Source organism: Methylotenera sp. G11 (assembly GCF_000799735.1).
Taxonomy (GTDB): domain Bacteria; phylum Pseudomonadota; class Gammaproteobacteria; order Burkholderiales; family Methylophilaceae; genus Methylotenera.
This window is the reverse complement of record NZ_JUHH01000001.1, coordinates 1,897,284-1,915,916: the sequence shown is the minus strand read 5'-3', so window position 1 is coordinate 1,915,916 and position 18,633 is coordinate 1,897,284. Positions and strand designations below refer to the sequence as shown.

The window sequence follows — 18,633 nt, the reverse complement described above, 5'->3', positions numbered from 1 at the left end:
GCTAAAACCAGGCGCATTTGGATTTTTAACCGGAATGTACAGCCAGCACATGAGGTTTGAAAATTCAAATGCGGCAACATGTTAGCGAACGCAGCAGTTTGAAATGGCTAAATTTAGAATTTGCCGTAGTAGCCTTCCTTCAATGCATCATAAAGGTTGGCCGCTGAGTGCATTTCACCGTCATACTCAATTTCTTCATTACCTTTTGCTTCAATTTCGGTGCCGTCTTCGAGCGTGAATTTATAGGTAGTGTTTTCCAGGTCTTTTTCTGTGACCAGCACGCCCTGGAATGCTTCCGGATTGAACCTGAACGTGGTGCAACCTTTGAGACCTTTGTCATAAGCGTAGAGATAGATGTTCTTGAAATCTTCAAAATCATAATCTGTCGGCACGTTAATGGTTTTTGAAATTGAGCTGTCGATCCATTTTTGTGACGCTGCCTGAATATCCACATGCGCTTTTGCCATGATGGTGGATGAATCCAGGAAGTAATCCGGCAATTGCTCTTCAGGCTTGTCGCTGAAAGGCATGGCGTTAGGGTTCACCAGTTCACGGTAAGCCAGCAGCTCGTAAGAGAATACGTCGACTTTCTCTTTTGATTTCTTGCCTTCACGAATCACGTTACGTGCATAGTGGTGCGCAAATGATGGCTCGATACCGTTACTTGCATTGTTAGCCAATGACAGTGAAATGGTACCGGTAGGCGCAATAGAGCTATGATGCGTGAAGCGCACGCCTTTGGTGGCGATCTGGTTACGCAAACCTTCAGGAAACTGCTGCATGTAGCGGCTGTATTTGCCCAGCAGCACTTTACCGGCAATCTTCTGGCCGACTTTAATGCCGTCTGCCGCCATTTCCGGGCGTTTTGCCAGCATATCGGCCGTGACTTCAAACTTCTCGTCCATGATCGGGGCCGGACCTTTTTCTTCAGCCAGCTGCACGCCTACGTTCCAGCCTTCTTCCGCCATCACGCGGGTCACTTCTTCAGTAAACTTGATGGATTCCTCTTCACCGTATTTCATTTTCATCATGGTCAGGCTGGAACCCAGTCCCAGGTAGCCCATACCGTGGCGGCGTTTACGCATGATCTCGTCACGCTGCTGCTGCAGCGGCAAACCGTTGATTTCAACGACGTTATCCAGCATACGCGTGAAAATAGCGACCACTTCACGGTACTCTTTCCAGTCGAAGTAAGCTTCGTCAGTGAATGGTTTTTTCACGAAACGGGTCAGGTTGATCGAGCCCAGCAGGCAGGCGCCGTAAGGCGGCAATGGCTGCTCGCCGCATGGGTTGGTGGCGCGGATGTTTTCGCAGAACCAGTTGTTGTTCATTTCATTGACGCGGTCAATCAGGATGAATCCAGGCTCGGCAAAGTCGTAAGTGCTGGACATGATCACATCCCACAGGCGGCGCGCCTTGATGGTTTTGTAAACACGGCAGGCTACCTTGCCGGCATCCTTACCTTCGGTCTTGGCCAGGTATTTGCCTTTGATTGGCCATTCACGCCACACCACCTGGCGGTCATCATTGACATTCAGGCCATCGATGATGGCTTCTTTTTCTGTCACCGGGAAAGCGAGCTTCCACTCGGCGTCTGCTTTGACCGCTTCCATGAACTCTTTAGTGATCAGGCATGAAAGGTTGAACTGGCGCAGGCGGCCATTCTCACGCTTGGCTTTGATGAAGTCCGTCACGTCCGGATGTGAAATATCAAAGGTTGCCATTTGCGCACCGCGACGGCCACCCGCGCTGGATACGGTAAAGCACATCTTGTCATAGATATCCATGAAAGACAGCGGGCCGCTGGTATAGGCACCGGCACCGGCTACAAACGCGCCTTTCGGGCGCAGCGTTGAAAACTCATACCCGATACCGCAGCCGGCTTTCAGGGTCAGACCAGCTTCATGCACCTTGCCCAGAATGTCATCCATGCTGTCTGAAATCACGCCGGAAACGGTACAGTTAATGGTGGAGGTCGCTGGCTTGTGTTCCAGAGCACCGGCATTGGAAGTGATACGGCCGGCCGGAATCGCACCGCGGCGTAAAGCCCATAGGAATTTCTCATGCCACTCGGCACGCTTTTCTTCCGTAAGCTCCACGTCAGACAAGGCACGCGCCACGCGAGAATATGAAGCATCCATGTCAGCGTCAACATTTTCACCCTGCTTGGATTTCAGACGATATTTCTTATCCCAGATATCAAGCGAGACCGGTTGAATCGGAATTTCTTTTTCGAGATCCTGACTGGAATTCTTTGCAGTATCAACGGCTTTTAGCATGGATTAACCCCTTTTTAATTGACGCGAAGTCATGGATAAACAATGACTTCAGTCTGTATTATTAACAGTTACATGAGTACATCACTATACAGATTCACTATAGTTTCATTGTGGTTAAAATTTTGCACAACCACAATATATTGTGTTTTTTTGGTAATTTAATCATTTAGTAGTGGTAGGTCAAGATATTTTTTTAACTTATTTTTATCAAACAATGTTAATTTTGTCTTGTCTTTATGCTATGCCGCCCCGGCGCTGGCTTTGCATACGTCCGCGATATTTGCATCAACATAATGAACCGTTATTCATGCCGGAATATGTGCGAAAATGGCGGCATGTCACGTAACATTTACACCTTCCTGCTTTATCTGCTGCTACCGCTCACGCCGCTTAAATTACTCTGGCGCGCAAGAAAACAGCCCGAATACCTTGCGCACTGGCAGGAGCGTTACGGTTTCTACAAATTCAGCTTAAACAAACCCGTAATCTGGCTGCACTGCGTGTCAGTAGGCGAAACCCGCGCTGCAGAACCGCTGATCAAGGCCCTGCTGGCACAATACCCCAACCATGAAATCCTGCTGTCGCACACTACACCCACCGGCCGCGCCACCAGCGAGCAGCTGTTCGGCAACAGCGTTTCCAGGGTCTACTTGCCCTACGATCTGCCATTTGCGGTTAAGCGCTTTTTAAAGCACTTTAAACCGGTCATCGGCGTACTCATGGAGACTGAGCTCTGGTTTAACCTGATTGCCGGCTGCCGGCAGTACAACATCACACTCCTGCTTGCCAATGCGCGTTTGTCAGAGAAGTCGGCACGCGGCTACGGCAAGCTTGGCAGCGTTGCACGGCAAGGCCTGCAGGGGCTGGCTGCGGTTGCCGCGCAAACCGGGCAGGATGCGGTACGCTTGCAGGAATTAGGAGCAAATAACGTCAGCATCATCGGCAATATAAAGTTCGATGTAGCACCGCATGATGAGGCAATTGCAGCAGGCAGCCTGCTAAGAAAGGCACTGGGCAGTCAACGCCCGGTATTTCTTGCCGCAAGCACCAGGGAAGGTGAAGAAGAACTGATTCTTGAGGCGGTTGCGGCAGCTGGCATCCCCAACCTGCTCACGATGATCGTGCCGCGCCACCCGCAGCGGTTTGATGCAGTAGCGGATTTGCTCAGGAAACAAACTTCCGGGTTCGTGCGGCGCACATCACTGGGCCGCGATGCGATCGTGGATTCGCAGACAGACTTTGTACTTGGTGACTCCATGGGTGAAATGTTTACCTACTATGCCAGCTGCGATGTTGCCTTCATAGGCGGCAGTCTGCTGCCGCTGGGCGGGCAGAACCTGATCGAGGCCTGCAGCATGGGGAAACCGGTATTGATAGGGCCGCATACTTTTAATTTCGAGCAGGCCACAGCAATGGCAATTGCCGCCGGCGCGGCGGAGCGCGTACAGAACAGCGGCGATCTGGCGCTGCACCTGCAAGCCTTGCTTACCGACGCGGGCAAACAGAATGCCATGCGCGACGCCGCATTGCGCTTCAGCAGCGAAAGCCGCGGCGCTACCGCGCGTACCCTGCAATTGCTGAGCCAATATCTCTAAGTACTATTATTAAAATAATACTATTCAAGAGCTTTACGCGAATACTCTTAGCCTGAAAAGCCATCAAATCCGTCATACCAGCGCAGGCTGGTATCCAGGCAGATCTAATTTTCCGGGAATGCTTCCATATTGAATAAAGCAATGCATTATTTGCTTTTTTAATGAAAAATCATCGTGTCAGCGTTGAAGAAACTGAAGTTAGCTCATCAGGCATACCCACCATCACTTCACCCTGCCTGGATTCCGGCCTGCGCCGGAATGACGGTTCTTTGATATTTTCGTTAGGATTCAATCAATGTTTTTCTGTAAAAGTTTTTATTCTGAAAAAGCATTATGACTAAATAGCCACAGCCTGATCGCTACAAAACTTCCACGCTTTGCACCAGCACCAGCTCGCAGGCGCCGTTGCCGGTATCTTCACGCGTAAGTGAGCTGGTCCAGCGCCAGCCATCAGCCGCTTTGGCCTCCACCAGGTAACCTTGCAAATGCACCACATGACCTACACGGATACTTTGCAGGGCCTTTCTTGTGGCGGCATCCGCCGGAATCATATGCATGTTGGCACTATGGGTCTGGATTTCTTCACGCGGGATAGGAAAGGCATTGACGCGCCAGTAATAAAAACGGCCGCCCTGGGTGATGCTGATGTTCTTGAGTACATTTTCATCAGACATGCGCCCCCAGCCTAACGCCAGGTCCAGGGGTGACAGATCTGCTTCACGCCCGAAATAATAATCGGTAGTGGCAAGCACACGCGCACGGATGCTGAAAGTCGCCAGCGGTGTCAACTGAAAACCGCCCACAAACTGTTCGGCTGCCGAGCCTGCGCTACCCTGGTAAGGCTCCTCAGCCACCAGCACACCGGGGCCATGTTCGATTTCACGCTGCGTCACATAATGATATGCGCCAAATCCCACCAGAAAAACAAGCAGCAGCCTTGTCCAGGTCATGCGCATGATGATGCCCCTGTGAACAGGACAGCGCTAGCGGATGAGCTTGCTGACTGTTTTGAACACTTCACCTTCAGCCACTCCAAGCCACTCAAACACAACAGATTCGGTATTGGTAATCACGCAGCCCGCATCGCGCATTCTGGCCAGCGCATTAAGCTTGTTAGCGGGAGCGCGCGAAATCACCGCGTCTTCCACCACAAAAACCTGTTTGCCGGACGCAATGAGGTCCAATGCCGTCTGCACGACACAGATATGCGCCTCCATGCCGGCAAGGATAATCTGCGAATGGTCACCCGTAAGCTGGCGCTTGAACCTGGATTCAGCCACGCAGGAAAATGCCGTTTTTTCCACCGGATGAACATCCGGGATGAATGCTGACAGCTCGGGAACCGTATGCCCCAGGCCTTTAGGATACTGCTCGGTCACGATGACCGCCACACCAAGCAAGCGGGCAGCCTGGGCAAGGATGCTGCAATTTTTTACCAGCGCCTGCATGGCATCGGCCGGCATCACGGCTGCCAGGCGGCTTTGCACATCAACCACCACAAACTGGCTGAGCGTTACGTCTGCTTTAAGAGGTGCGCCCATGTATTGACTTCACTTACTGCCCGCCAGCCACCAATATCAGCTGCTGGTTAATGTCGGCCAGGTCGGCCTCGGCAACAACGCCCGAAATCGATTTCAAACGAATGATATTCACCAGGTAATTGTAGCGTGATTGCAGCAAATCGCGTTTAGCGGAAAAGTACTGCTGCTCGGCATTCAGCACATCAACGCTGGTACGCACGCCGACCTCATAGCCCAACCTGGTCGAATCCACCTGGGACTGACTTGAAACCAGCGCCTGTTCATAAGCCCTGACCTGCGCAATGCTGGTGCTCAGGTTCAGGTATGCACGCTGTGTTTCCAGCTCGGTGTTGCTGCGTGCGATCTCCACGTCATCCTGCGCTTTCCGGTGGTTTAACACAGCCTGACGCACGCGCGAGCTGATTGCACCACCCTGGTATAAAGGGATCTGCAATTGCAGGCCAATCGCAGCAGTTTGCAGTTCATTGCCGGAACCGAACGCTGAAGAACTGCCATTCGCATAACTATCCGTGTAACTTGCGACGGCATCCAGAGTCGGCAAATGGGCTGCGTCCAAGCGCTCGATCTCCTGCTCCGCAAACCTGGCGGCATCCTGCTGTATCTGGATATTAAGGTTATTAGCCGCAGCCACTTCCAGCCATTTATCCATCGTTTGCTCAAGCTGGCTGGTTTTAATGTCAGCCCTTACCGTTGCCAGCTTCTGCGGCACTTTACCGGTCAGTGACTGTACCGCACGCTTTGCGATCTGCAATTCATTGATCGTAGCGATTTCCTGAGCCAGCACCAGGTCAAAACGTGCCTGCGACTCATTGACATCGGTAATGGTGGACGTGCCCACCTCAAAGTTTGCTTTTGCCTGCTCAAGCTGGCTGAGGATTGCAGTCTTTTGCGCGGCGATCAGGTCAATTTTGTCCTGCGCGATCAACACATCGAAATACGCCTGGGTGACTCTGAGAATCAGGTCCTGCTGACTCAGGTGCAGCTGCTTATCCGCCTGGCTGACCTGCGTCTTGCTCTGGTCCATCTGCACCAGGTTCTGTTTCCGGTAAATTGGCTGCCGCAGATCCACGCCATATTTATAGGTTTCGAAATTTGCCGTACTAGGCTCCCGCGGCGGGTTCGCATTGATATAGCGGATGTCGGTAGAAAGCCGGTTGGCATCAGCGCTGAAATTAACCGTTGGCCGATAGAGCGCCTTGCCCTGCTCGATGATTTCCTGGGCGGCCTGGTTGGCGCTTAAAGCCGAAGCCAGTCTCGGGTCATGCGACAGCGCCTGGCGATAGATGTCGATCAGGGAATATGCTGTTTCATCTGCCTGCGCCTGCGCCGCAAGCGTCAGAGATAAGGTAATGCACGCAGCCAGATGTTTAAGCATAGGTCTTTAGAACTCGAATTTCTGTGTCTGCGGCGCATTTTTCAGCGGCGGCAGGCAAGTTTCAAAAATCGCCTCATGGCGGAATGCATCTGCACTGATACGCTGCGTCAGCGTCGCCTCCATGATAGGCTCCCCACCGATTACCGCAAACAGGCGGCCGCCGACATTCAGCATTTTTTCAGCTGCAAACGGGCGCAGCTGCAATGACCCCGTGAATACGATCACATCATAAGGCGCTTCTGATGCAAAACCGTTTGCGGCATCTGCCACATGCAGGGTTACATTGGTGATGCTCTGTGCCTGCAGGCGGCTTTTTGCCAGTGCCGACAGCTCCGGGCAGATTTCAACGGCATGCACATGGTCTGCCAATGTGGCCAGCAAGGCCGCCAGGTAACCGCTACCGGTGCCTACCAGCAACACTTTATCCGTTTTTTTAACGCCGACCGCCTGCAGGATGCGTCCTTCAACCTTTGGCGCCAGCATGGTCTGGCCGTGGCCGATAGGCAACTCAATATCGGCGAACGCCAGCCCCTTTTGCGATTCGGCTACAAAATTCTCGCGCGGCACTTTATCCAGAACCGCCAGCACCACCGGATCCAGCACATCCCAAGTACGGATCTGCTGTTCGATCATGTTGAACCTGGCCTGGCGCGTATCGAATCCCGCAGCGGCGTTACTGTCTGTATGTTTAACTGTCTGTGTCATTCTGATCACTCTATGAATATTTTACTGTTTATAATTATAGCGCAACTACCGGTATTGGGCGCTACCGGTCGCTTTACTTAGCCGGCATTCTTACGCCAAACCATGCCGCATACAATGCCGGCAGGAACAATACCGTCAGCAGCGTCGCAACCGTGAGCCCGCCCATGATCGCGACGGCCATCGGGCCAAAGAACACACTGCGCGTGAGCGGGATCATGGCCAGGATTGCCGCCGCGGCTGTCAGCACGATAGGCCGGAAGCGGCGGATGGTAGACTCAATGACAGCCTGCCACTCCGGCAGGCCGGAAGCCTTATCCTGGTCAATCTGATCCACCAGGATCAACGAGTTGCGCATGATCATGCCCGATAGCGCAATCGTGCCCAGCATGGCCACAAAACCAAAAGGCTTATCAAACACCAGCAATGCCAGTGTGACACCGATCAAGCCTAAAGGCGCGGTCAGCATCACCAGGAAAACCCGTGAAAAATTTTGCAGCTGCAACATCAATATGGTCAGCACGGCAATCAGGAACAAAGGCGCACCGGCTGCCACCGAAGCAGCGCCTTTCGCGGACTCTTCCGTCGCACCGCCTGTTTCCAGCGTAACGCCCAAAGGCAAAGCAGCCTTGATTGCGTCCAGCTGCGCCTCTACCTGCTGAGAGACGACCGGCGCCTGCATGCTGCCTTGCAGGTTTGCACGTACCGTGATCGATGGCTCACGGTTGCGGCGCCAGATCACGCCTTCTTCAAATCTTGAGCTTATCGTTGCAAACTGCGATATTGGCACGTTCGCCCCGGATGGAGTAGTCATGACAAGGTCAGCCAGGTGCGACAAATGGCTGCGTTCCACTTCGGTGCCGCGCGCCACCAGGTCTATGCGTTCGTTACCTTCCCTGAACTCGGTGATATATAGCTCATTCATCGCACCGCCGATGATATTCGCCACATCGACTGAACTTACGCCCAGCAGGCGCGCTTTAGCCTGGTCGACATCCACATGGATGACTTTAGTCGGCTCCTCCCACCCCAACTGCACATTCACAAGGTTTTTATTGGCGCGCATGATGTCGGCGATCTGATGTGAAATGTCGCGTATCTGCTGAATATTAGTGCCGGACACCCTGAACTGCACCGGAAACCCAACCGGGGGGCCGTTTTCAAGGCGCAGCACCGAAGCACGCAATGACGGAAAATCGTGCTCGAACAAAGCCAGCAAGTCTTTGCGCAATGCCTCCCGCGATTGCAAGGTCTTGCTCAGTATCACAAACTGGCCGAATCCGCGGTGCGGCAGCTGAATATCCAGCGGCAGGTAAAAACGCGGACCGCCGGTGCCTATGTAGGCTACAAAATTCTCGATGCCTTTATTTTCTGCATTCCACTGCTGCAGCCAGCGCTCAAGCTTCTCCGCCTCGGCATTGGTTGCTGCATAGGAAGCGCCTTCTGTCATGCGCAAATCCACAATCAGCTCCAGCCGCGTCGAATCAGGAAAGAACTGCTGCTGCACCTGGCTGAAACCGGCAATTGCCAGCAGGAACAGTACCATAGTGATCGCAATAACCGTTTTACGGTAACGCACACAAGTGCTTACCAATGCACGAAATGCCCGATAAAATGCGGTGTTATAAATATCATGATAATGATGTGCACCGGAGGGCTCATCCCTCTGCGGTTGACTGTAGCCGCCGGCAAAGCGCCGGTTTAGCCAGGCCTTGAGTCTTGATGGCTTGCTAACCGGTGCGGACAGGTAGTCCGGCAGCAGGTGGTACCCAAGGTAGGGCACGAAGATTACCGCGGCAAACCATGAAATCACCAGCGCGATCGCCGACACCTGGAAAATGGAGCGCGTGTATTCACCGGTAGAAGATACGGCTGTGGCAATTGGCAGGAAACCAGCCACCGTCACCAGCGTGCCGGCCAGCATCGGCATGGCGGTCGAAGTATAGGCAAACGAAGCCGCTTTTACCCTATCCCAGCCCTGCTCCATTTTAGAGGCCATCATTTCAACCGCGATAATCGCATCATCCACCAGCAGGCCTAGTGCCAGGATCAGCGCCCCGAGTGAAATCTTATGCAAGCCTATGTCCAGTAAATGCATGACCAGGAATGTTGCGGCCAGCACAACCGGAATCGTAATCGCCACCACGATACCGCTGCGCCACCCCAGCGACAGCAGGCTTACGCCGAGCACGATCACCAACGCTTCCACCAGTGATTTTACAAAATCATTGACGGAACTTGCCACGATCCTGGGCTGTGAAGTGACCGTATGTAACTCCAGCCCCACCAGCAACTGCTGCCTGATGCGTGCGGTGACCTGATCCAGCGCCTGCCCCAGCGCAATCACATCGCCGCCGTCTTTCATGCTTACGCCGAGCAGCAGGGTCGGTTTTGCCGCAAAGCGTATACTGCTGCGCGGCGGGTCTTCATAGCCGCGGTAGACTCGCGCAACATCGCCCAGGCGAAAATCCTGCTGATTGGCACGCAAACGGATATTGCGCAGATCGTCCAGCGTATCATAGCGCCCCGACACCGCAATGCGGATATGCTCTGCGCTTGAATCATAGCCACCGCTTTTCACTACCGCATTCTGCGTCTGCAATAACCCAATGAGCGTGTTCGGGCTGATACCCAGGGTAGCGAGTTTTGCATTGGACATTTCGATAAAAATGCGCTGTTTCTGTTCGCCGAAGAACTCGACTTTGGCCACATCCTTTATCTTCAACAGCTCTGTGCGGATCAGCTCCGCCTGTTTTTTCAATGCCGCATTGTCAAATCCATCGCCGGTAAGCGCATACATCGTGCCGTATACATCGCTGAATTCGTCATTAAATGTCAGGCTTTCTATACCCTGCGGCAGGGTATGGCGGATATCGCCTACTTTTTTCCGCACCTGATACCAGACATCAGGAATGTCTTTTGAGAACGTGTCATCTTTGGCCACGATAAAAATCATAGATTCACCCGGGCGTGAATAGCTGCTGGAGTAGTCCAAATGCGGCACTTCCTGGATTTTCTTTTCCAGCTTGTCGGTGACCTGCTGCTCGACCTCCTGTGCGCTGGCACCGGGCCAACTGGTGCGCACCAGCATCACCTTGAATGTAAACGGAGGGTCTTCTGACTGGCCTAATTGAGTATATGAAAGCGCACCGGCAATCACCATCACCAGCATGCAGTACAGCACAAGCGCCTGATGTTTTAACGACCAGTTGGATAAATTGAAGCGTTCGCCGGCTCCATTTAACGGTGGCGGCGTTTCATGACCAGGCATTTCGTTCAAGCCACTCATGGCGTTGCCCTGGTTACCGGCGTCACCAGCTGGCCTTTTACCAAGGTATGCACGCCGGCAATCGCGATCTTCTCACCCGCCTGCAAACCGCCGGTAATCAATACCCCCTGTTCCGAAAAATCGCCGGCCGTGACTTCACGCGGCTGCGCCCTGTTCCCGGCATCAATCACCCATACCAGCTTTTTGCCATTGTTCTCAGTCAGCGCGGCCAGCGGAATCAGCCACTGCTGCGCTTGCTGTGCCTGCTGCGATTTAAATTTGACGCCTGCTGTCATGCCAAACTTCACCATCGCATCAGCATCGGTCAGGCTCACCCTGACATTGAATGCGCGTGTTGCAGAATCTGCTGCCGGGGCGATTTCACGCACGTGCCCGGCATAGGTTTTATTGGGATTGGCCCACATTTTGACCGTTACCGGGGCTCCGACGGCAACCTCGGCCATACGGGATTCAGGTACCGCCACCAGCACTTCGGTTTCCCTGAGGTTGGCAAGCTGCACTACAACCTCACCCGCCTGCACGACCTGGCCGGGCTCAGCGCGTACCATCGTCACCACGCCGTCACGGTCAGCCGTTAAGCTGGCATACTGCATCTGATTGCCGGAAACATTGGCCTGTGCTTTTACCTGTGCGAGCCTGGCGGCAGAGGTTTTCAACTCGGCATCGCGTATATCCAGCGCTGAAGCTGAAATGAATTTCCTGGCATACAGCTGACGCTGGCGCTCAAACTCTGCCACGGCCAATGCATGACTTGCCTCTGCCGCACGCACATCAGCCATTGCCGCCGCGACATTCAGATTGACATCAGCCGTATCCAGCCTGGCGATCAGCTGGCCTTTTTTCACGCTCGCCCCCACATCCACCCTGCGTTCGATGACTTTTCCGCCAATGCGAAACCCCTGGCTTGCCTCAAAACGTGGCCGCACTTCACCAACCAGCACCATGGAGCCGGATACGCCCGGATCACCCACCACCATGGTCAGCGCAGGCCGCGGAGCGATTGCAGGCTCAGCAGGTTTATGACAGCCGGCAAGCACCGCAAAAAATACCATGAACAAAAGTTTGACATTCATCTCAGCCACCCATTGATGTTTTTATCCTTGCATTAATCAGGCCGCAGCAAACCTTGCAGCATCATGTTTTGCATGAATTGCAGGCGCGCCTCTATATCAGCCCACTGAACCCAGCACTCCTGCCCCAGCGCGATCTGCAAAGAGCATACGCCATGGATACCCGCCCATATGGTCTGGGCAATCAATTCCGAATCCGTCACTTCCGGCCTGAATAAGCCAGCCTCGAATGCCTGATGCACGACATGTTTCAGCTGTGCATAAGCATCCTGCTCGGTATTGCCCTGCTGGATTTTCGTGATCTCCTGGTTACAGGGCGCGCGCGGCGTCATGAACATCAGCCGGTAATGATTAGGGTGCTGCAAGGCAAACATGGCGTAGCCCTGACCCAATGCGCGGATACGCTCGATCAGGTCGGGGATCTGCATGACCTGATGCATGGCGCCGGCCAACTGCAGGAAATCCTCATCGCACACGGCCTGCAGCAACGCCTCTTTGTCGGCAAAGTGGTGATATAGCGTCGTAGCGGAATAATTGATCTTCCTGGCGATTTCGCGCATGGAAACCGCATCAATGCCGCGCTCTACAAATAACTCACGTGCTGCATCCAGTATGCTGGCACGCAGCTTTTCACGGTCTTGCTCTGATTTTATTTTAGGTGGCATTGCATTTGATATGTTAGTTAACGATGTTAATTTAACACCGTTAACTATATAGGTAAAGCGCTAATGTAAAGATTCCAGAGGAAAGTTTTCAAACCGCGTTGATTCCAGATTGCCTGCGGCAGGCTGCACTTCAGGTCAGGTCATACTGGCTAAGCTTGTACCAGAGTGAGCGCTCGCTGATCTCCAGAAGCTTTGCTGCCTTGCTTTTGTTGCCATGCGTTTGCGCCAGCGCAGCGGTGATCAATCGCCGCTCCAGCGCTTCTATCGCCGGCGGCAGCGCCAGGGACGTGGCCGCGGCGGGAACCGGCTCGATAGCTTCTTCCGTCACAGCCTGGCTCGCCATTTCAGCAGGAAGGTGCTTAGGCAGGATTGCCTGGTTGCCGCTGATAATCGCCGCCCGCTCCAGGACGTTCTCCAGCTCGCGCACATTGCCTGGCCAGTCGTAGCCCGTCAAGGCGCTGACCGCTTCCTGCGAAATATCCACGTGCCTTCTGGCCAGAAAGTGCCGTGCGAGTTCAGGAATATCAGACTTGCGCGTCCTGAGTGCAGGTAAATCAATACGGAATACATTCAAACGGTAATACAGGTCTTCACGCAGCTTGCCGTCCTTGATTGCCTCCCGCGGATCGCGGTTGGTAGCGGCCACCACGCGGATATCCACCGCAATCGGGCGGTTACCGCCCACGCGCTCAATCACATTCTCCTGCAATGCACGCAGCAGCTTGGCCTGAAGCGGCATCGGCATTTCGGTGACCTCGTCAAGAAACAAAGTTCCGCCATCGGCCAGCTCAAACTTGCCGACACGCTCTTTGATTGCGCCGGTAAAAGCGCCTTTCTCGTGACCGAACAGTTCGGACTCAAGCATTTCATGCGGAATCGCCGCGCAATTCACCGCCACAAACAAGCCTTCGCCGCGCGGCGAGCCGGCATGGATCGCACGCGCCACCAGCTCCTTGCCGGTACCGGTTTCACCGGCAATCAGCACCGTGGCCTTTTCTGGCGCAACCTGACGTATGGACTCGTACAACTGCCGCATAACCGGGCTGTTACCCACCAGCCCCACATTTGATACCTTGTCTTCGCGCAGGAACTGGTTTTCAACCACAAGCCTGGCAAATGAAAGCGCACGCGCAATCGCAAGCTCCAGTTCTTCAAGGTCAAACGGGCGCAGAATATAATCCGATGCCCCACTTTTCATCGCATCGATGGCCGTTTTCACCTCACCCTGCGCCGTGACAATAATAACCGGCAGGTCTGGATTGGCATTCGCAGCCGGCCTGTTTGCATCCTGCGCGTCGTCTGGCCTGCCGGAGCGAATCGCTTTCAGCAATTGCAGGCCGCTCATATAGGGCATGTGCAGGTCCGTAACCACGCAATCTACGTGCTGCGTGTGTATGGTTTCGAGCGCTTCGCGCCCATCCCTGGCGGTCAGCGGCTTATAGCCGGCCTGGCGCAGACTGATCTCCAGCAAGCGCAGCATATGCGGCTCATCGTCCACCGCCAATACGGTTTTAATCGTTTGCGACATTATTCTCTCTATCTTTCAGTTAACCATCATTGCCATGAGCGCCATTACCCGCAAGCCATCAAGCATCAGTGCAACTGCTGCTTGGGCAGCCTGACCCTGAAGTCTGCACCATACCCGGTGCCTGAACGGCAGGGCAGCGCGCTTGCCTCAACCGTGAGGGAGCCGAAATGCGCAACCACGATCTGCCTGGACACCGCCAGTCCCAAACCGATGCCTCCCTGGCGCTGCGTAAAGAACGGATCAAATATCTGCTCCCTGAACGACTCATCGACCCCTTTGCCATTATCCGCCACGCTGATAGTAACACTATCCTCATGCTCCATCAGGGTGACAACCACGCTGCTGCCTGTATCCAGTATCTGAATCGCATTCAGCAGCAGATTCAGGATGACCTGCGTAATCTGCTCGCCGTCACATTCCACCAGCACACGCTGCGCATCCTGGCCGGCATGCCCCTCTTTAAACAAAGCCTGGACGTCCAGATCCAGGTTGATATCTTTTTTATTCGCCTGCATACGCAGCATGGCTACTGCATTCTCAAGCAAGCCGACTACATCATGCATTGCAAACTCCGGCTGCCGCGGCCGGGCAGAATCGACCAGCGTGGATACCAGCTTATTCAGGCGTTCGGTTTCAGAGGTAATGAAGCTGGCGACTTCCCGCCCTTCTGCACTCAGGCTTTTCTCGCGCGCAAGCACCTGTGCCGATGAGCGCAGTATGCCCAGAGGCGTTCTGATCTCGTGGCTCATCGCAGCAGCCATTTCCCCCGCCACGGCCAGCTTTGCCGCGCGCGTCAGGTTTTCTTTGGAAAGGTTCAGGTCATCAATCATTTTGGCAAATGCATTGGTCATCCCGCGCACTTCCACCGGCCCATCGGGTGCCGGCGGAGCCCGCTGCGTCGATGAACGCATAAACCGGTTGGCATAAGAAGTCAGTCTCGCCAGAGGCATGGTGATAAAACGTGACAACGGCGCGGCAAGCGCTGTCGCCAGGAATGCAGTGACCACCAGTAAAAAGATAAACATGTATCCCATGCGATGCACCGGCGCCATGACCACGGAACGGTACTGGGAAATCTCGACTTGCCATTTAAAAATCGGGGCGACTGCCTGCCCGCTGCCGCTTGAACTCACCGATACATCATGTCCGGCAACGATCTGTCGCCATTCAGCAGTCTGCGCCAGTGGCTTGCCCTGCTCATCGACCAGCGCGGCGGCACTGCCCTGGCTTTGCGTATTTTTGAGGATGGCTTTGATCTCGTCCCAGTCAAACACTGCCCACAGAGTGCCTATCTTATTGCCATCCATGTCAATAATATCGCTGGCGATAGGCAAAAGCTGCTGCTTGATCACTGCCAGCTGCAAAGGGTGCTGCTCCAGTTGAACGTTCAGCCAGGGCTGCATGACGGGCGCAGGCTGACCGATCTGCGCAGGCTCGCTTGAGGCAACCACGCGGCCATCGGGGCTCACCACATACAGCGCTTGATATACCCCGCGGTAACTCTGCTTGAGATCCGCCAGGAAATGCGACAAGCGCTTATCCACGTCGCCAATCTGCGCTTCGTACATAACATCCAGCCTGCTCCAGGAAGTCACGTTCTGCAAACGCTCGAACATCATGCGGTCCACTTCGCTGCGCGCTGCAATCGCGCGCGTCTGCATGCCGCTCACGATCTCATCATGCAGTACGGTGCGTGCCTGGTAGAATGCGAGCACCGTCATGATCAGCATAGGCAGCAAAGCGGTAAAAAAGAATCCAGCCAGCAAGACCTGCCTGACGGAAAACGGCCTATTCAGCATAGGTATCAGCGGCTATCGTGTACAATTTAACATTCTCATTTTGTAGCAGTCATGCACCATGATTCAGCAAAAAATTAAGGAAATCCGCACCTGCTTACGCCGCATGTCAATCCGCGCAGGCAGGCAGGTCGTTTATGCGGTCAGTGTAGCCTTGCTGGCTATGCTATGCAAGATTGCCCATGCGGACGAATCCGCAGACGACTCCTCGGGCCTTCAGCTTGGCGGCTACGCAAGCGCCGGCATCACCGCGCCGCACAAAGGCGATACCGAATTCAACCTGAACGAAATCAGCCTGCTGCTAAGCTGGGACAACAATGCCAGGCTCAAGTTTTTCAGTGAGCTGGAACTGGAACGTCCGCTCAGCTGGAATGAGAACAAACATTTCAACAACAAAAACAGCTATGTTGACCTGGAACGGCTCTATCTCGACTATAACCTGTCCGAAAAGATCAACGTCCGCGGCGGACGCTTCCTGACGCCGGCCGGTCGCTGGAATCTTCTGCATGCAGCGCCGCTGGTTTGGACCAGCACTCGCCCGCTGGCTACCAATTACTTATTTCCGCCTGCAATCAACGGCGTCATGATGCATGGTGCTACCCCGTTGAAAATAAATGGCGAAGAACAGTCTTTCGAATACGCGCTCTATGCCGAAACCCTTAAAGACCAGGATAAGGAAAATAATGAGATCATCTATAAAAACGTTGCAGGCGCCTACTTTAAATTAAACAACCGGTTCAATCCAGGACTGAGCCTCGCCTCATTCACAGAAGACCGCCCGGATGCGCCGGATTACCGCATGATCGGCCTGGATTTCATTACCCATGTCAAAGGCTGGGAAATCAGCGGCGAAGGCTTTCAGCGCATTACCAGCAACGGCAGCAACGGTGGCAGCGGCGCTTACTTACAGAATGCTGCGCCATTAGGCAACAACTGGTACTGGCTCACGCGGCTGGAAACTTTCCAGAAACCCGGCGTAGTTTCAGGTGAACGCTGGGTGCTGGGCCTTACCAAACGCATCACGCCCAAGCAGCTGCTTAAAATGGAGTTCGTAGGCGGCAGCGATGAGTTTACCGATACGCCGCGCGGCTTTGCCGGTTCATTTGCGGTGCTGTTCTGATGGGGTTATTCTTTAAGCACGCACTGGCTGCATTATGCGCATGTTATGTAGCGGCTTCCCCGCATTCCGCTGTTGCGGAAGAAGCGCACCCGCTCGCCGTGATTGTATCCAGCAACCCTGAAACTGCCGTGATTCAGCAGCTCAACTCCCGCGACCTGGCACCGATCTACTGGAAGAAAAAGCAGAACTGGCTGGGCGGCGCTCGCATACGCCCGGTAAACCTGCATGCCGAACACCCGTTACGGATTTATTTTTCCAAAGTAGTCCTCGGCAGCCTGCCGAATGAACAGTCCGATTACTGGAACGGACTATACTTCCACGGCACTACGCCGCCTTACAGCGTACAGTCGGAAGAAGCTGTCCTGCGTTATGTGAACCTCACCAAAGGGGCTATCGGCTACGTTGATGCCTGCAAGCTTGATGACCGGGTCAAACCGCTGCTGTGGATCAATGACAATACGATCAGCAGCAGCAAACCTGCTCTGGACTGCCAGCCACGCCCGTAATGCACGGCCGTACAGCGTTTCCGGCAGGAAGGGCCGACATCACTCCCTAAGCATCAGCAAGCCCAAAGATGCTGATTGTGTTTTGTTTTGCGCTGAGCCAGCCAGCGGCCATAGCCAGTAAAGTGCCAGCAGCACCATCCAGACGACCCAACCACTCCATAGTACGTGCGATAAAAAATGTGCGCCGCGCATCATCTGCACAGCACCCATCCATAAGCCCATAAGCAGACCTGCCCATAACATAAAGCTGGAAAAATGCGGTTTGATGTGCCGGAAAGCGAAATAAAACGCCATCAGCGCAAAACCTGCCGACGGATGCCCGGCAGGAAAGCAATGCCCGGCTTTTGCCGCCAGCGGCGGTGTTTCAAACAAATCAAACAAAGGCAAACTGCCCCCATACAGGACAATATCCCAAGGGCAGCCATGCGGGCTGTTATATTTAAGTATGGAAACCGCTGCAGTAGAAACCGCCATGCCGACAAACACCCACAAAAATGACTGCCGGTACGCCTTGAGGCTGGCAAACCTGTAACTTGACAACAACAGCCCCAGGCAGGATACCGCGACAGCCTCGATCAGCCACTTCATGCCCATATGCATCCAGCCAGCCAGGAAAGGGTCGTTCTTAAGGGTAAATTGCTGCAACTGCCTGTCAAAGAACAAATCAGCGATACGTATATCTAAATATGTATGCGGGTAAGCAAACAGCATCAGCAATGCAAAGATCAAGGCCGGCAACAGATGCTTGAGCCAAAATCGGCTGGAACCGGAATATTGCTCTCGGTCATATTGCTCTCGTAAATGGTCAGGCATAGTATTTTCAGATAGCGTTTGATTGAACATGAAGGTTCAATCATGCAAACGGCATGCCATCAAACTAACCTTTTGTTTTATATAGAATTTAATCATCCATGCAAATCATTGTCCATACAAAAATTGCAGGATTCAGCAGAGTCTGTTGAAAAATGCATGCACTATTTGCAGATTCCGCCGTCAGGTTCGTCGTGCATCAATCACAGGGAGCATGTGTGAAAAAATGGTGGGAGTCGCTCAAATTAAACATCTTAACAGATTGATTTGTATGCATTTAACAACGACCCCATCAACAAAACCCGCCACCGCGGCGGCTGGATAATTGGTACCACAATGTTGCGGGCACGCTATTTG

At 53.7% G+C, this 18,633-nt stretch carries 15 protein-coding genes; 3 read left to right on the top strand and 12 right to left on the bottom strand.

The window, feature by feature from the left end; translation table 11 throughout:
• Positions 1-113: 113 nt before the first annotated feature.
• Positions 114-2,279, bottom strand: coding sequence for an adenosylcobalamin-dependent ribonucleoside-diphosphate reductase (locus GQ51_RS08860; protein WP_047552174.1), 2,166 nt, complete (start codon positions 2,277-2,279; stop codon positions 114-116).
• Positions 2,280-2,614: 335 nt separating this feature from the next.
• Between GQ51_RS08860 and waaA the strand changes: the two genes are divergently transcribed.
• Positions 2,615-3,874, top strand: a complete 1,260-nt coding sequence (gene waaA, locus GQ51_RS08855) for a lipid IV(A) 3-deoxy-D-manno-octulosonic acid transferase (RefSeq protein ID WP_047554077.1) — start codon at positions 2,615-2,617, stop codon at positions 3,872-3,874.
• Between the two features lie 169 nt (positions 3,875-4,043).
• Here waaA and GQ51_RS12605 read toward each other — a convergent pair whose 3' ends face one another.
• The 10 genes from GQ51_RS12605 to GQ51_RS08805 all read right to left on the bottom strand — a co-directional run bounded on the left by GQ51_RS12605 (position 4,044) and on the right by GQ51_RS08805 (position 15,843).
• Positions 4,044-4,166, bottom strand: a complete 123-nt coding sequence (locus GQ51_RS12605; RefSeq protein WP_268746826.1) for a hypothetical protein — start codon at positions 4,164-4,166, stop codon at positions 4,044-4,046.
• Between the two features lie 67 nt (positions 4,167-4,233).
• On the bottom strand, positions 4,234-4,830 hold the full coding sequence (locus GQ51_RS08845; protein WP_235276201.1) for a hypothetical protein: 597 nt from the start codon (positions 4,828-4,830) through the stop codon (positions 4,234-4,236).
• A gap of 27 nt (positions 4,831-4,857) precedes the next feature.
• Positions 4,858-5,415: a hydrolase gene (locus tag GQ51_RS08840; protein WP_047552172.1), complete on the bottom strand. Its 558-nt coding sequence runs from the start codon at positions 5,413-5,415 to the stop codon at positions 4,858-4,860.
• Positions 5,416-5,428: 13 nt separating this feature from the next.
• Positions 5,429-6,790 (bottom strand): TolC family outer membrane protein, encoded by a 1,362-nt coding sequence (locus GQ51_RS08835; RefSeq protein ID WP_047552171.1) that lies wholly within the window; start codon positions 6,788-6,790, stop codon positions 5,429-5,431.
• A 6-nt stretch (positions 6,791-6,796) separates the two neighbouring features.
• Complete coding sequence (locus GQ51_RS08830; RefSeq protein WP_052177784.1) at positions 6,797-7,495, bottom strand: protein-L-isoaspartate O-methyltransferase family protein; 699 nt, start codon at positions 7,493-7,495, stop codon at positions 6,797-6,799.
• Positions 7,496-7,568: 73 nt separating this feature from the next.
• Positions 7,569-10,763, bottom strand: a complete 3,195-nt coding sequence (locus GQ51_RS08825; protein ID WP_052177874.1) for an efflux RND transporter permease subunit — start codon at positions 10,761-10,763, stop codon at positions 7,569-7,571.
• 14 nt (positions 10,764-10,777) lie between these two features.
• Positions 10,778-11,854 (bottom strand): efflux RND transporter periplasmic adaptor subunit, encoded by a 1,077-nt coding sequence (locus tag GQ51_RS08820; protein WP_047552169.1) that lies wholly within the window; start codon positions 11,852-11,854, stop codon positions 10,778-10,780.
• A 32-nt stretch (positions 11,855-11,886) separates the two neighbouring features.
• Complete coding sequence (locus GQ51_RS08815) at positions 11,887-12,516, bottom strand: TetR/AcrR family transcriptional regulator (RefSeq protein ID WP_047552168.1); 630 nt, start codon at positions 12,514-12,516, stop codon at positions 11,887-11,889.
• A 130-nt stretch (positions 12,517-12,646) separates the two neighbouring features.
• Positions 12,647-14,044, bottom strand: coding sequence for a sigma-54-dependent transcriptional regulator (locus tag GQ51_RS08810; RefSeq protein ID WP_047552167.1), 1,398 nt, complete (start codon positions 14,042-14,044; stop codon positions 12,647-12,649).
• 65 nt (positions 14,045-14,109) lie between these two features.
• Entirely contained in the window at positions 14,110-15,843 is a 1,734-nt protein-coding gene (locus GQ51_RS08805; protein ID WP_047552166.1) for a sensor histidine kinase, read from the bottom strand.
• Between the two features lie 58 nt (positions 15,844-15,901).
• Here GQ51_RS08805 and GQ51_RS08800 point away from each other — a divergent pair, with 58 nt between their 5' ends.
• Positions 15,902-16,960, top strand: a complete 1,059-nt coding sequence (locus tag GQ51_RS08800; protein WP_235276200.1) for a hypothetical protein — start codon at positions 15,902-15,904, stop codon at positions 16,958-16,960.
• Positions 16,960-17,466 (top strand): hypothetical protein, encoded by a 507-nt coding sequence (locus GQ51_RS08795; protein ID WP_235276199.1) that lies wholly within the window; start codon positions 16,960-16,962, stop codon positions 17,464-17,466. The genes GQ51_RS08800 and GQ51_RS08795 overlap by 1 nt, the downstream gene beginning before the upstream one ends.
• A 39-nt stretch (positions 17,467-17,505) precedes the next feature.
• Here the strand turns inward: GQ51_RS08795 and GQ51_RS08790 are convergent, their stop codons facing one another.
• Entirely contained in the window at positions 17,506-18,279 is a 774-nt protein-coding gene (locus GQ51_RS08790; protein ID WP_160280006.1) for a phosphatase PAP2 family protein, read from the bottom strand.
• Positions 18,280-18,633 lie beyond the last annotated feature (354 nt).

Bases quoted from the DNA above. Each gene is read 5' to 3' on its own strand.
- GQ51_RS08860 (WP_047552174.1), bottom strand. From the start codon at position 2,279: ATGCTAAAAGCCGTTGATACTGCAAAGAATTCCAGTCAGGATCTCGAA.
- waaA (WP_047554077.1), top strand. From the start codon at position 2,615: ATGTCACGTAACATTTACACCTTCCTGCTTTATCTGCTGCTACCGCTC.
- GQ51_RS08845 (WP_235276201.1), bottom strand. From the start codon at position 4,830: ATGCGCATGACCTGGACAAGGCTGCTGCTTGTTTTTCTGGTGGGATTT.
- GQ51_RS08840 (WP_047552172.1), bottom strand. From the start codon at position 5,415: ATGGGCGCACCTCTTAAAGCAGACGTAACGCTCAGCCAGTTTGTGGTG.
- GQ51_RS08835 (WP_047552171.1), bottom strand. From the start codon at position 6,790: ATGCTTAAACATCTGGCTGCGTGCATTACCTTATCTCTGACGCTTGCG.
- GQ51_RS08830 (WP_052177784.1), bottom strand. From the start codon at position 7,495: ATGACACAGACAGTTAAACATACAGACAGTAACGCCGCTGCGGGATTC.
- GQ51_RS08825 (WP_052177874.1), bottom strand. From the start codon at position 10,763: ATGCCTGGTCATGAAACGCCGCCACCGTTAAATGGAGCCGGCGAACGC.
- GQ51_RS08820 (WP_047552169.1), bottom strand. From the start codon at position 11,854: ATGAATGTCAAACTTTTGTTCATGGTATTTTTTGCGGTGCTTGCCGGC.
- GQ51_RS08815 (WP_047552168.1), bottom strand. From the start codon at position 12,516: ATGCCACCTAAAATAAAATCAGAGCAAGACCGTGAAAAGCTGCGTGCC.
- GQ51_RS08810 (WP_047552167.1), bottom strand. From the start codon at position 14,044: ATGTCGCAAACGATTAAAACCGTATTGGCGGTGGACGATGAGCCGCAT.
- GQ51_RS08805 (WP_047552166.1), bottom strand. From the start codon at position 15,843: ATGCTGAATAGGCCGTTTTCCGTCAGGCAGGTCTTGCTGGCTGGATTC.
- GQ51_RS08800 (WP_235276200.1), top strand. From the start codon at position 15,902: ATGATTCAGCAAAAAATTAAGGAAATCCGCACCTGCTTACGCCGCATG.
- GQ51_RS08795 (WP_235276199.1), top strand. From the start codon at position 16,960: ATGGGGTTATTCTTTAAGCACGCACTGGCTGCATTATGCGCATGTTAT.
- GQ51_RS08790 (WP_160280006.1), bottom strand. From the start codon at position 18,279: ATGCCTGACCATTTACGAGAGCAATATGACCGAGAGCAATATTCCGGT.